This is a genomic window from Pseudomonas sp. NPDC087639, assembly GCF_044743385.1.
Taxonomy (GTDB): Bacteria; Pseudomonadota; Gammaproteobacteria; order Pseudomonadales; family Pseudomonadaceae; genus Aquipseudomonas.
The window spans coordinates 3,981-17,505 of sequence record NZ_JBIUWI010000031.1 but is presented as its reverse complement, the minus strand read 5'-3'; the positions used below and the strand labels follow the sequence as shown (position 1 = coordinate 17,505).

Genomic DNA, 13,525 nt, shown 5'->3' with positions numbered 1-13,525 from the left:
ATGGCGGGCAAAGGACTCAATCCCTACCAACAATATTACTGGAACGCGTCGAACGCCTACGATCTCCCGCAGACAGCTTGCGTGAGCATCGGCTTCGTCCTTGAGGGTGAATTGGACGTTTCTGCGTTCAGCCGCGCGGTCGATGCCGTGGTCAATCGTCACGAACAACTGAATTCGTTGTTTCGCGAAACCGCTGAGGGGGTTCGACGCTTTCCTCAGGCGGCGGTGCAGGATGTTCTGCGGGTCGGCAGCGAATCGTTCGAGATGTCCCGACTGGATGCAAACATCGAAGCGCTGTGTCAGATCCCGCTCGATCTGAAAACCGACATACCGTTCAGGGCCTATTTGAATCCGGTCGATCACGAGCGATACCTGCTCGCCCTGATCATCCATCACATTGTGGTCGACTCATGGTCTCTGGAGGTGATCCTGGATGACCTGGGGAATGCCTACAACCGGGCGCTGCACGGCGTCGCAGAACCGCTGCTGCCAACCTTGAGCTTCGATCATGAAATCCTCGTCGCACCGTTGAAACCCGAAGAACGCCAACGCCAGGTGCAGTTCTGGCGAGACTACCTGAGGGACGCAAAAATACCGCGCATTCCTGACTTGAGCGTCGCAGAGAGTGCACAGGCAAAATCGATATTCGATGTGATCACACCGTCCAGGGAAACCCACGAGGCCCTCAATCAGCTTTGCAACGCGCTGGATGTCACGCCTTTTGTGGTTTATACCGCCGCCGCCTCCATCGCGCTGGCCCGGTTTTGTTCTTTGGATGATTTGCTGATCCAGACCAATGTGACGCCACGATGGGAAGAGGGCACACAAACGGTCGTGTCGTATTTGTCTGCACGGATTCCGTTGCGGATACGTGTCGACTCGGCGTTGGTGCTGCAGGCGCAGATCCTGAGTGTGGCGGACGCTCTCTACGAAACCTTCGAAAACGTCAGTCTGTCCATCGGCGACATGATGACCGTAGGTGGGATCACGGAGAGTCTGCCCATTCACATCGGCGCGGAAAGCCCGTTCGAAAGCTGGAATCTGGAAAACGTCACGGTATCGCAAGTCCAGTTGCCGGACTACCAACCCTGGCCGCTGTTCTTGTGGGTACCGGTCTCCAGTGAGCACTCGTTTATCAAGCTGCAGTATCAGGCCGATCGGATCAGTGCAGGAGACATGGCGATGCTCAAGCATCTGCTGATCGAAACGCTTGAGCGGTTCAGTCGCCTGAGTGAGGTGCAACCCAGCCGTGATCCCGAGGCGTCAAGCCACGCCGCTGTTCAATAAATATCTCCATGGAAGGTTCGTAGAATGTCATCTCATCCGTTGACCATTGTTTCCGGCGCGCAAATTGCCGCATTGATGCCCGCGTTGCGCAGGGAAATTATCCGGTTGGTTGAAACAACCTACCTGCAGCACGATGCCGGGCTGACCAATAATCCCGACAGCTACTTCCTGAGGTTTCCCGAACGTCAGTCAGATCGGATCATTGCCTTGCCCGCCGCCATTTCAAACGACTCACCGATTTCAGGCATCAAGTGGATCGCCAGTTATCCCAAAAACATCGAGCGCAACCTGCAGCGAGCTTCCGCTGTGCTGCTGTTGAATGATTACGAAACGGGCTATCCGGTCGCGTGCCTGGAGGCCTCGCAAATCAGTGCGGCACGAACGGCGGCGTCTGCGGTTGTCGCTGCCAGAACGTTGTCGGTGGATCCCCGGGCACCAGTGAAAATCACGTTTGTGGGGGCGGGTGTCATTTCGCGGGCAATCTTCGATTTCTTCAAGGCTGACGGCTGGGCGTTCGAGCAGATCACCGTGTGCGATCTGGACCCGGGCTCAGCCAATGAACTGCGTCGTCATGTACAGGTTGAAGGCTGCCCGGACGTGCTGTTGGTCGACGATGTGAAGACGGCCATTCGTTCGGCGGATATCGTCGTTTTCGCCACCAATGCCGGTGAGCCGTATGTGTCGGGAGACGATGTCTTTGCGCCGGGGCAAGTCATTCTGAATGTCTCGCTGCGTGATATCTGCCCTGACATTATCTGGCGCTCTTTCAACATGTTCGACGACGTCGAGCACTGCATGAAAGCCAATACATCGCCCCACCTCGCTGAGCAGAAGTATGGTGATCGTTCGTTTGTAAATGGCACGCTCGCCAGCGTCCTGACCCACCCGCAACGGATCGACCGTACCCGGCCGCTGATTTTCTCGCCGTTTGGATTGGGGGTTCTGGATCTTGTGGTCGGCAAGCTGTTCGTTGAAAAATGCCTGCAAACGGGGGGCTGTACTCGCATCGAGGATTTCATTCCTGACCCCCGGCGTTGGGCTTCCAACGGCTGAGCATTGATTCGCAAGCCTGCGAGCCTCTATCGAAAAAGCCTGCATCAGCAGGCTTCCTCAATCCAGTTCAGATCCGCTCAGCTTTGCAGAGCTGCTTTCTTGCGTTCTTCGCGCTCGCGAGCAGCCAACTGCAGGGTTTCGGCAATACGGAACTCAATACGCTCCTCGACAAGTCGGTTGAACAGCGCATCGGCTGCCAATGTCGGCTCCAGTTCATAGCCGCGACCGTCGGGATCTCGAGTCCAGTAGCGAGCGTCGATCAAGGTCCGCCGCAACTCGACGACATCACTGCGCAGCATCGGCGCGAACTGTGCTCGCCAATGATCCAGCGCGGTAGTCGCTTCTCGCTCGCTATAGCTTTTGCCAGGCGTCAGCGCAGTACTGACGTAAAGCAGGATGACGGCGAGTTCTTCACGGTTGAGCCGGCCCAGGGTCAAGCCGTTTTTCTTGCTCAAACGCGTCAACATCTCAACGTATTGATCAAAATCGGTTGGAAGTTCCTTGTCCAAAGTCTTGCTCCTCAAGTGTGCAGGTTCACGAAGCGTATCGTGATGGCGTGGTTCGAACGCCGGGTCGAAAAAGCAAACCCCTTCTACCTCGACTGATGCGCAATCGGTGTGGAAAGGGTTGGGTTAACGCGTAATGTCCGAACGCAACACGATCCCTGCAGGAGCTGCGGTACGCTGCGATCTTTTGATCTTGATTGTAAAAATCAGAAGATCGCAGTCTCGTTTCACTCAACAGCTCCGACAGGTTTTGTGCCGTTCGCCGGTTTTGCTTACGCCGCGCCGTCGAGGAATTGCTCCGCGTAGTGGCAAGCCACTTGGCGGTTGTCGAGAGGGCGCAGGGCCGGCTCTTCAGTGCTGCAACGCTCGGTGGCATACGGGCAGCGCTTGTGGAACGCACAGCCCGGCGGCGGGTTCAGCGGGTTGGGCAATTCGCCGACGATTTTGATTTTCGGCTTGTTCGGGTCCGGGTGAATGGTCGGGGTCGCCGACAGCAACGCCTGGGTGTACGGGTGCAGAGGGCGTTCGTAGATGTCGTTTTTCGGGCCCATTTCCACCGGGCGACCGAGGTACATCACCATCACGTCATCGGCCACGTGTTGCACTACCGCCAGGTTGTGCGAGATGAACACGTAGGCGGTGTTGAACTCCTGCTGCAGATCCATGAACAGGTTCAGCACCTGCGCCTGAATCGACACGTCCAGCGCCGAAGTCGGCTCGTCCGCCACCAGCACTTTCGGTTGCAGCATCATCGCGCGAGCGAGGGCGATCCGCTGGCGCTGACCGCCGGAGAACATGTGCGGATAACGCTGGTAGTGCTCGGGACGCAAGCCGACCTGCTTCATCATCGCCTGGACTTTTTCGCGACGTTCGGCGGCGGACAGGTTGGTGTTGATCAGCAGCGGCTCACCGAGTTGGTCACCGACTTTCTGCCGTGGGTTCAACGACGCGTACGGGCTCTGGAACACCATCTGCACGTCTTTGCGCAGTTGCTTGCGCTGGGCCTTGTCGGCGCCGGCCACTTCCTGGCCGGCGATTTTCAAGGAACCGGACGACGGTTCTTCAATCAGGGTCAGGGCGCGGGCGAGGGTGGATTTGCCGCAGCCCGACTCGCCGACAACCGCGAGGGTCTTGCCGGCCTCCAGTTCGAACGACACACCGTTGAGGGCGCGCACGGTCGCGTGGCCCTTGAACAGGCCACGGGAGACTTCGTAGTGACGGGTCAGGTCGCGGGCGGTAAGTACGACGGCCATTACGCCACCTCCTGGTTCAGCGGGTAGAAGCAGCGGGCGAGGCTGTTGCTTTTCGGATCAAGGGTCGGACGCTGCGTGCGGCAGCTGTCTTGCACGTACGGGCAGCGTGGCGACAGCAGGCAACCCTGCGGACGGTCGTAACGGCCCGGGACGATGCCCGGCAGCGTCGCCAGGCGCTCGGCGCCCTGGCTGTGTTCCGGAATCGCCTTGAGCAGCGCTTCGCTGTACGGGTGCGCCGGGATGTCGAACAGTTGTGGCACCTGACCGACTTCAACGGCTTGCCCTGCGTACATCACGCACACGCGCTGGGCGGTTTCGGCCACGACGGCGAGGTCGTGGGTGATCAGCACCAGACCCATGTTCTGTTCTTTCTGCAACGCCAGCAGCAGATCCATGATCTGTGCCTGAATCGTCACGTCGAGTGCCGTGGTCGGCTCATCCGCGATCAGCAGTTTCGGTTCTCCGGCAATCGCCATGGCGATTGCAACACGCTGGCTCATACCGCCCGAAAGTTGATGCGGGTAGGCGTCCATACGGCTCGCGGCGCCTGGGATTTCAACTTTTTCCAGCAGTTCGATCGCACGTTTGCGCGCTTGCTTGCCGGACATTTTCAGGTGCAGGCGCAGCACTTCTTCGATCTGGAAACCGACGGTGTAGCTCGGGTTGAGCGCGGTCATCGGATCCTGGAACACCATCGACAAGTCTTTGCCGACGATTTGCCGACGTTGACGATTGCTCAGTTTGAGCATGTCTTTGCCGTCAAAGCTGAGCGAGTCGGCGGTCACGATGCCGGGATGCTCAATCAGCCCCATCAGCGCCATCATGGTCACGGATTTACCCGAACCCGATTCGCCAACGATGGCCAGCACTTCGCCTTTGTCGACTTTCAGGTCGAGTCCATCAACAACGGGCGTAGCCGTCTTGTCGCCGAAACGAACGTTGAGATTCTTGATTTCTAACAGTGACATTGGAATCTCCTCAGGCGGCGTTCTTGAGTTTCGGGTCCAGCGCATCGCGCAGACCGTCGCCCATCAGGTTGATTGCCAGCACGCTGAGCAAAATGGTCAAACCGGGCAGGCTCACCACCCACCAGGCGCGTTCGATGTAGTCGCGGGCCGAGGCCAGCATGGTGCCCCACTCAGGGGTTGGCGGTTGTACGCCAAGGCCGAGGAAGCCCAGGGCGGCGGCATCGAGAATCGCCGAGGAGAAGCTCAAGGTTGCCTGAACGATCAGCGGCGCCATGCAGTTCGGCAGCACGGTGATGAACATCAGGCGTGGCAGACCGGCACCGGCCAGGCGCGCGGCGGTCACGTAGTCGCGGTTCAGTTCGCCCATCACGGCTGCACGGGTCAGACGTACGTAGGACGGCAAGGACACCACAGCGATAGCGATCACGGTGTTGATCAGTCCAGGGCCGAGGATGGCGACGATCGCCACAGCCAGCAGCAAGGACGGCAGGGCCAGCATGATGTCCATCAGACGCATGATGGTCGGGCCAATCATCTTCGGGAAGAAGCCGGCGAACAGACCAAGCAGAATCCCCGGGATCAGCGACATCACCACCGACGACAAGCCGATCAGCAGCGACAGGCGCGAACCCTGGATCAGACGCGACAGCAGGTCGCGACCCAGTTCATCGGTACCGAGCAAAAACTGCATCTGCCCGCCTTCAAGCCACGCCGGCGGCGTCAGCAGGAAGTCACGGTATTGCTCGCTCGGGTTATGCGGCGCAACCCACGGCGCGAACAGCGCGCAGAAGATGATCAGCAGCATGAACAGCAGGCCGGCAACCGCGCCTTTGTTCTTGGAGAAGGCTTGCCAGAATTCTTTGTACGGGGACGGATACAGCAGGCTTTGATCGACTGCTACCGCTGGAGTTGGAGTGGTCATGGTCATGATCTCAGCGCTGATGACGGATGCGTGGGTTGGCAAAGCCGTAGAGGATGTCCACTACGAAGTTGACCAGAATCACCAGGCAGGCGATTAACAGGATGCCGTTTTGCACAACCGGGTAGTCCCGGGCACCGATGGCTTCGATCAGCCATTTACCGATGCCGGGCCAGGAGAAAATGGTTTCGGTCAGGACTGCACCGGCCAGCAGGGTGCCGACTTGCAGGCCGACCACGGTCAGTACCGGAATCAGCGCGTTGCGCAGACCGTGGACGAACACTACGCGCGACGGCGACAGGCCTTTGGCCTTGGCGGTGCGGATGTAGTCTTCGCGCAGCACTTCGAGCATCGACGAACGGGTCATCCGCGCGATCACTGCCAGTGGAATGGTGCCGAGCACGATGGCCGGCAGAATCAGGTGATGCAGCGCATCGAAGAACGCGCCGACGTCATCGGCCAGCAGCGTATCGATCAACATGAAACCGGTGCGTGGCTCGATGTCGTAGAGCAGGTCGATCCGCCCGGAAACCGGCGTCCAGCCCAGGCTCACCGAGAAGAACATGATCAGGATCAGGCCCCACCAGAAGATCGGCATCGAATACCCCGCCAGGGAGATGCCCATCACCCCGTGGTCGAACAGGGATCCTCGTTTGAGTGCCGCGATCACCCCGGCCAAGAGGCCCAGAATGCCGGCGAACAGCAGGGCGGCCATGGACAGTTCCAGGGTCGCCGGGAAAAGGGAGGTGAACTCGGTCCATACGCTCTCACGGGTACGCAGGGATTCGCCGAGATCGCCGTGGGCCAGTTTGCCGATGTAGTCCAGATACTGGGCATACAACGGTTTGTTCAGACCTAGGCGTTCCATTGCCTGAGCGTGCATTTCGGGGTCGACCCGACGTTCGCCCATCATCACTTCCACGGGGTCGCCCGGAATCATGCGAATCAACGCGAAAGTCAGCAAGGTGATGCCGAAAAACGTGGGGATCAACAACCCCAGTCGGCGGGCAATAAAACTAAACATCTTGTGTGGTACCTCATCAGCCGGTTAGGCGTGCCCGGCTTCCCTGGGGTCAGGGAGGCCGGGAGTTTCTTATCTACTTCACCTGGGTAGTGGCGAAGTTATTAGTTGTCAGGGGGCTGATGTGATAGCCCTCTACGTTGTTGCGCATTGCAGTAAACATCCGCGTGTGGGCCATGCTGATCCATGGTTGATCCTGGTTAAAGATCACCTGGGCTTGTTCATACAGCTTGGCGCGTTCGGCCGGATCTACTTTAGCTCGTGCTTCGTCGATCAGCGCCTGGAACTTCTCGCTGCACCAGCGCGCGTAGTTTTCGCCGTTCTTGGCCGCTTCGCAACTGAGCATAGGCGTCAGGAAGTTATCCGGGTCGCCGTTGTCGCCCGCCCATCCGGCCGAGACCATGTCGTGCTCGCCGGCCTTGGCGCGTTTAAGCATCTCGCCCCATTCCATCACACGGATGTCGATCTTGATCCCGACTTTCGCCAGGTCAGCCTGCATCATTTGTGCGCCGAGCATCGGGTTCGGGTTGGTCGGACCACCGCCGTTGCGGGTAAACAGGGTAAACGTGGTGCCTTCTGGAACCCCGGCTTCCTTGAGCAGGGCGCGAGCCTTGTCGAGGTCGCGTGGCGGATTCTTCAGTTCGTTGTTGTAACCGAGCAGGGTGTCCGGGTACGGGTTGACCGCGACGGTCGCGTTGCCCTTGCCGAACAGTGCATTGACGTAAGCGGCTTTGTCGAAGGCGATATCGATCGCCTTACGCACGCGCACGTCGCTCATGTATTTGTGTTGGGTGTTCATGGCGATGTACGAAACGGTCATCGCGTTCAGTTCATCGACCTTCAGATTGCTGTCTTTCTTGATGCTCGGGATGTCATCCGGTTTCGGATACAGCGCGATCTGGCACTCGTTGGCCTTGAGCTTTTGCAGGCGCACGTTGTTGTCGGTGGCGATTGCCAGAATCAACGCGTCGGCCGGTGGCTTGCCACGGAAATACTCCGGGTTGGCCTTGAAGCGTACCTGGGCATCCTTGGCATAACGCTGGAAGATGAACGGGCCGGTGCCGACGGGTTTGTTGTTCAGGTCGGCTTGCTTGCCAGCCTTGAGCAACTGGTCGGCGTACTCGGCGGAGTAGATCGAGGAGAACGCCATGGCAATGTCGGCCAGGAACGGCGCTTCGCGGCGGGTCAGGGTAAATTTGACCGTGTTGTCGTCGACTTTCTCGACGTTTTTCAGCAGTTCCTTGAAACCCATGCTTTCAAAGTAGGGGAAGCCCACGCTCGACTGCTTGTGCCACGGATGGTTCGGGTCCAGCTGACGCTGGAAGCTCCAGACCACGTCGTCGGCGTTCAGGTCGCGGGTCGGCTTGAAGTATTCGGTGGTGTGAAACTTGACACCTTTGCGCAGGTGAAACGTGTAGCTCAGGCCGTCATCGCTGATCTCCCAGGAGTCGGCCAGTGACGGGATGACTTCAGTGGTGCCGGGCTTGAAGCCCACCAGACGGTTGAAGATGGTTTCGGATACCGCATCGCCCGTGACTGCAGTTGTGTACTGGACCATGTCGAAGCCTTCCGGACTGGCTTCGGTGCAGACCACCAAGGGTTTGGCCGAGACGCCGATGGCGGCGCTCAACAACGCGGCAGCGACGGCCGCACGTAGGGGAAGCATTTTCATCGATAACCCTCTGCAATCGGTTGAAGACAAAAAACCGAACGGCCGACTCATCATGAGTCAGCCGTCGGTTGGCGTTTTTTACAGGATGTTGAATGGAATCGTGGTCACGAGACGGAACTCGTTGATGTTGCCATCAGCCTGGTTTTCGCTGGCGCGGTGAGTGGTGTATGTCGCACGAATGGCGGTGGCCTTGAGTGGACCGCTTTGTACTGCGTAGGAAGCCCCGACGCCGTATTCGTAATGGGTCTCACCATCCATCAGGCTCAGGTCGCCTCGCTTGGCTCCCGGATCGGTGTAGGCAGTGCCGCGGTAGTGAGTACCGTCGATGCCCCAGCCGCGTGCCTGATAGATGTTGAACTTCAGGCCTGGTACGCCGTACTCGGCCATGTTGATGCCGTAGGCGATCTGGAAGGATTTCTCGTTCGGGCCGTTGAAGTCCGACAGCAGGGAGTTGGCCAGATAGATGCCGTTGGTTTCGTGCAGGTAGTCGAAGTACTCGTTACCGTTAACTTCCTGGTACGAGAAGGTCAGGCTGTGGGCCTGGTGAGTCAGACCCAACGACAGCGAGTAGGTGTCGTTGTCGATGTTGCCCATCAACTTTTTGCCTTCGTCGACGGTCTTGTAGTAGTTCAGACCGGTGGTCAGGCTCAGCACCTGGCTATCACCCAGTTCGTGGGTGCCGCCGAAGTAGTACTGGTTCCAGAAGTCTTCGACGTTGGCGACGTACAAGCTGGTTTTCAGGCTCTTCAGCGGCTGGTAGTTCACGCCAGCGGTGTAGACCTTGTCGGTTTCTTCGCCGTTGGCGCCGTATTCGGAGCGGAATTTCGACAGGCTCTGTTCGGTACGTGGCGAGACGCGGTCGAAGCCGGCCAGGTCGAACGACAGGTTGTTGAGTTCTTCGCTGTGCAGGCTGATACCTTCGAAGCTCGAAGGCAGCGGACGGTTACCGATGACGTCGACGATCGGCGTGCTGAAGTTCTGGCGGCCCGCGGTCAGCGTGGTGTTGGACACACGGAACTTGACGTTGGCCAGACCCAGTTTGCTCCACTGGTCTACGGCGTCGCCGTCGGAGTCCGCCAGGGTACGGTTGGAGCCGCCAGCGATGTTCTTGCGATCACCGTCCAGAACGATGGCGTTGTACGCCGCCACTTCAGTGCTGACGCCAACGGTGCCTTGGGTGAAGCCCGAGGTGTAGTTGACGATGGTGCCTTGCACCCAGTTGATACGACGCTGGGTCGGTGTCTTGACCAATGGCGAAGTGTTCTTGTCGCTGTTCTTCACGTAGCTGAAGGTGTCATCACGACGCTTCAGTTCGTTGGCGTACCAGTTACGGGTTGTGCCGCCCAGGCTTTGTCCATCGATAAAACCCTTGGCCTCGCTTTGGGCGCTACTGCCGGCCAATGTGGTAGGGACGAACTCCTGACTTACAGGTTCTGCGTATGCCGTGGCGGTGATGCTGCTGATGGCCAGGGCCAGTATCGCGGTGCTGCTCAGTTTCATGGGTGAAGCTCCTTTACTTTCTTTTTATGCCGGCTTTTTTGGGTTGGCCGGTTATTGGTTTAGAACTTATTCACACACCGCAAACGTTTGCAAAATGCCGGATTGGCGAATTTTGGCAAAGCGCTTGCGTGAGGGGGATAGACGGCCCCCCTCAGTATTGCGGCTAATCGGTTGGGTTAATCGATACTGACACCCGAGAACACGTTGCGGCCGAAGGGGCTCACCTTGAACCCTTCGACCCGGGTGCTTAACGGCTGGTTGACCGTCGAGTGGGCGACAGGCGTGATCGGCACTTGCTGCTTGAGCAACTGCTGGGCCTGTTTATAGAGCGTGGTGCGCTGGTCGCGGTCGGTGACGACCTTGGCCTCTTTGATCAGCTTGTCGTAAGCCGGATCGCACCACATGGAGTAGTTGTTGCCGCCAATGGCGTCGCAGCTGTAAAGCGTGCCGAGCCAGTTGTCCGGGTCACCGTTGTCACCGGTCCAGCCGATCAGGCTGATGTCGTGCTCGCCGTTCTTGGTGCGCTTGATGTACTCGCCCCATTCATAGCTGACGATCTTCACTTTCAGACCGATTTTCGCCCAGTCAGCCTGGAGCATTTCGGCCATCAGTTTGGCGTTCGGGTTGTACGGACGCTGTACCGGCATTGCCCACAGGGTGATCTCGGTGCCTTCTTTGACGCCGGCAGCCTTGAGCAGCTCTTTGGCTTTTTCCGGGTTGTAGGCTGCGTCTTTGATCGTGTCGTCGTAAGACCACTGGGTCGGTGGCATGGCGTTGACGGCCAGTTGGCCGGCGCCTTGATAAACAGCGTTGAGAATCCCCTGTTTATTCACCGCCATGTCCAGCGCCTGACGCACTTCGAGCTGGTCAAACGGTTTGTGCCGAACGTTGTAGGCGATGTAGCCGAGGTTGAAGCCGGGCTTGGAGATCAGTTGCAGCTTTGGATCGGTCTTCAGCGCTTCAACATCGGCAGGGCGCGGATGCAGGGTGACCTGGCATTCACCAGCCTTGAGCTTCTGCACGCGCACCGAAGCGTCGGTGTTGATCGCGAAGATCAGGTTGTCGAGTTTTACCCGGCTCGGATCCCAGTAATGTTTATTAGCTGTGTAACGGATGTTCGAGTCTTTTTGGTAGCTCTTGAACACGAACGGCCCAGTGCCGATCGGCTTCTGGTTGATGTCGCTCGGCTTGCCTTCGGCCAGCAGTTTGTCGGCGTATTCGGCAGACAGAATGGCGGCGAAGCTCATGGCGATGTTCTGGATGAACGCGGCGTCGACGCTGTTGAGCGTGAACTCTACGGTCAGCGGCCCGGTCTTTTCGACCTTGGCGATGTTCTTGTTCAGGCTCATCCCGTTGAAATACGGGAATTCGGTCGGATAAGCCTTACGGAAAGGCTGCTGTGCATCAAGCATGCGATTGAACGTAAACAGCACGTCGTCGGCGTTTAAATCGCGGGTCGGCTTGAAGTACGGCGTTGTATGAAATTTCACACCTTCACGTAGGTGAAAGGTGTACTTGAGACCATCCTCGGAAATATCCCACTTGGTCGCCAGGCCAGGGACGACATTGGTCGCGCCTTTTTCGAACTCGACCAAACGGTTGTACAGCGGCTCGGCGGCATCGTTATCGGTGGCCGTCGTGTATTGCGCGGTATCAAAACCCGCCGGGCTGCCTTCGGAGCAGAAAACCAGGCTTTTGGGTGCGGCGAAACTGGCTGACGAGACGGTCAACAGACCGGCACCCAGCAATGCGGAAAAAACCAAGGTATGGCGCATGACGCTCCCTCTTTTTTAGTGTTGTTCGATGCGCCGCGATCCCGTCCGGGGATGTTGTGGCTGCATCAAGCTCAAACCAGTACGGACAGCAAAACCGTTAGCCCACACAGCCACTGGTCAGAACCCGACGGTAGGGGCCGTGGATCTGGCAGTAAATGCGTTGAGTCCTAAAGACTCGTAGGAAAAGGCAACACATCCTGTACCACTCTGTTAAGGCAGGGCGGAAACGGATGTAGGCAAATTCCTAGACAATCGGCAGAAAAAAACAGCGGCGACGCTGGAAACGTCGCCGCTGTGTCTTTTTATTTGCTGACGCTGACGCCGTAGAAGGAGTTCAAGCCAAATGGGCTGATCTTGAAGTCCTGCACGTTGGCGCGCATGGGTTGATACACCGTCGAGTGAGCGATAGGTGTCATTGGAACAGCATCTTTGAGGACGTGTTGCGCCTGTTTGTACAGTTCGGTGCGCTTGCCCTGGTCGGTGGTGCGCTTGGCTTCTTTGACGAGGCCGTCGAACTTCTTGTCGCACCATTTGGAGAAGTTGTTGCCGCTCAGCGAATCGCAGCCAAACAGAACGTTGAGCCAGTTGTCCGGATCACCATTGTCACCGCTCCAGCCAATGATCATGGCCTGGTTCTCGCCACCTTTGGAGCGCTTGATGTACTCGCCCCATTCGTAGCTGGTGATCTTCACTTTCAAGCCGATCTTGGCCCAGTCGGACTGGAGCATTTCAGCCATCAGCTTGGCGTTCGGGTTGTACGGACGCTGCACCGGCATCGCCCACAGAACGATCTCGGTACCTTCCTTGACGCCGGCTTCCTTGAGCAGCTGCTTGGCTTTCTCAGGGTCGTACTTGGCATCTTTGATGGTGGTGTCGTAAGACCACTGGGTCGGCGGCATGGCGTTGACGGCCAATTGGCCAGCGCCCTGGTAAACCGAATCGATGATCTGAGGCTTGTTGACAGCCATGTCCAGCGCCTGACGCACGCGCAGGTCGGCCAGCGGGTTCGCTTCGTTGCTGCCCTTGACCTTGTCCATCACGTTGTAGGCGATGTAGCCCAGGTTGAAACCAGCCTGGTCAGGCATCTTCAGCGACTTGTCTTCTTTCAGCGCTTTCAGGTCGGCTGGACGCGGGAACAGGGTGACCTGGCACTCGTTCTTTTTCAGCTTCTGAATGCGTACCGACGGGTCGGTGGTGATAGCGAAGATCAGGTTGTCGATCTTCACGTCTTCAGGCTTCCAGTAGTCCTTGTTCCCGGTGTAGCGGATGTTGGAGTCTTTCTGGTAGCTCTTGAACACGAAAGGACCAGTGCCGATCGGCTTCTGGTTGATGTCGGCAGGCTTGCCTTCCTTGAGCAGTTGGGCAGCGTACTCGGCGGACTGAACCGAAGCGAAGCTCATGGCCATGTTCTGGATGAACGCAGCATCAACTTCTTTAAGGGTGAACTTGACGGTGTGGTCGTCGACTTTATCGATCTTGGTGATGTTGGTATCCATCCCCATGTCGGTGAAGTACGGGAATTCGGTCGGGTACGCCTTACGGAACGGGTCATCCTTGTTAATCATGCGATT

At 58.0% G+C, this 13,525-nt stretch carries 11 protein-coding genes; 2 read left to right on the top strand and 9 right to left on the bottom strand.

Annotated elements, in window-relative coordinates; all coding sequences use genetic code 11:
- The gene (locus ACIOVB_RS14895; RefSeq protein ID WP_401268848.1) at window positions 1-1,287 is read left to right on the top strand and encodes a condensation domain-containing protein; all 1,287 of its coding nucleotides are present in this window, start codon (window positions 1-3) and stop codon (window positions 1,285-1,287) included.
- 24 nt (window positions 1,288-1,311) lie between these two features.
- On the top strand, window positions 1,312-2,340 hold the full coding sequence (gene sbnB, locus ACIOVB_RS14890; protein ID WP_401268845.1) for a 2,3-diaminopropionate biosynthesis protein SbnB: 1,029 nt from the start codon (window positions 1,312-1,314) through the stop codon (window positions 2,338-2,340).
- Window positions 2,341-2,417: 77 nt separating this feature from the next.
- On the opposite strand, the gene ACIOVB_RS14885 is transcribed toward sbnB, so the two are convergent.
- From ACIOVB_RS14885 to ACIOVB_RS14845, 9 genes are all read right to left on the bottom strand, one after another.
- Complete coding sequence (locus tag ACIOVB_RS14885) at window positions 2,418-2,849, bottom strand: DUF2087 domain-containing protein (RefSeq protein WP_401268842.1); 432 nt, start codon at window positions 2,847-2,849, stop codon at window positions 2,418-2,420.
- Between the two features lie 269 nt (window positions 2,850-3,118).
- Window positions 3,119-4,099 (bottom strand): peptide ABC transporter ATP-binding protein, encoded by a 981-nt coding sequence (locus ACIOVB_RS14880; RefSeq protein WP_053117064.1) that lies wholly within the window; start codon window positions 4,097-4,099, stop codon window positions 3,119-3,121.
- Window positions 4,099-5,067: an ABC transporter ATP-binding protein gene (locus tag ACIOVB_RS14875; protein WP_187676744.1), complete on the bottom strand. Its 969-nt coding sequence runs from the start codon at window positions 5,065-5,067 to the stop codon at window positions 4,099-4,101. The genes ACIOVB_RS14880 and ACIOVB_RS14875 overlap by 1 nt, the downstream gene beginning before the upstream one ends.
- A 10-nt stretch (window positions 5,068-5,077) precedes the next feature.
- A complete protein-coding gene (locus tag ACIOVB_RS14870) occupies window positions 5,078-5,989 on the bottom strand; it encodes an ABC transporter permease subunit (protein WP_187676745.1) in 912 nt (303 codons plus the stop codon).
- A gap of 10 nt (window positions 5,990-5,999) precedes the next feature.
- On the bottom strand, window positions 6,000-7,010 hold the full coding sequence (locus ACIOVB_RS14865; RefSeq protein ID WP_008085273.1) for an ABC transporter permease subunit: 1,011 nt from the start codon (window positions 7,008-7,010) through the stop codon (window positions 6,000-6,002).
- 73 nt (window positions 7,011-7,083) lie between these two features.
- On the bottom strand, window positions 7,084-8,679 hold the full coding sequence (locus tag ACIOVB_RS14860; protein ID WP_401268838.1) for an ABC transporter substrate-binding protein: 1,596 nt from the start codon (window positions 8,677-8,679) through the stop codon (window positions 7,084-7,086).
- A gap of 78 nt (window positions 8,680-8,757) precedes the next feature.
- Window positions 8,758-10,179 (bottom strand): OprD family porin, encoded by a 1,422-nt coding sequence (locus ACIOVB_RS14855; protein ID WP_401268836.1) that lies wholly within the window; start codon window positions 10,177-10,179, stop codon window positions 8,758-8,760.
- A 176-nt stretch (window positions 10,180-10,355) separates the two neighbouring features.
- Window positions 10,356-11,954, bottom strand: coding sequence for an ABC transporter substrate-binding protein (locus ACIOVB_RS14850; RefSeq protein WP_401268833.1), 1,599 nt, complete (start codon window positions 11,952-11,954; stop codon window positions 10,356-10,358).
- Window positions 11,955-12,256: 302 nt separating this feature from the next.
- Window positions 12,257-13,525: ABC transporter substrate-binding protein (locus tag ACIOVB_RS14845; RefSeq protein WP_401268831.1), on the bottom strand; the 1,269-nt coding region annotated here is incomplete at its 5' end.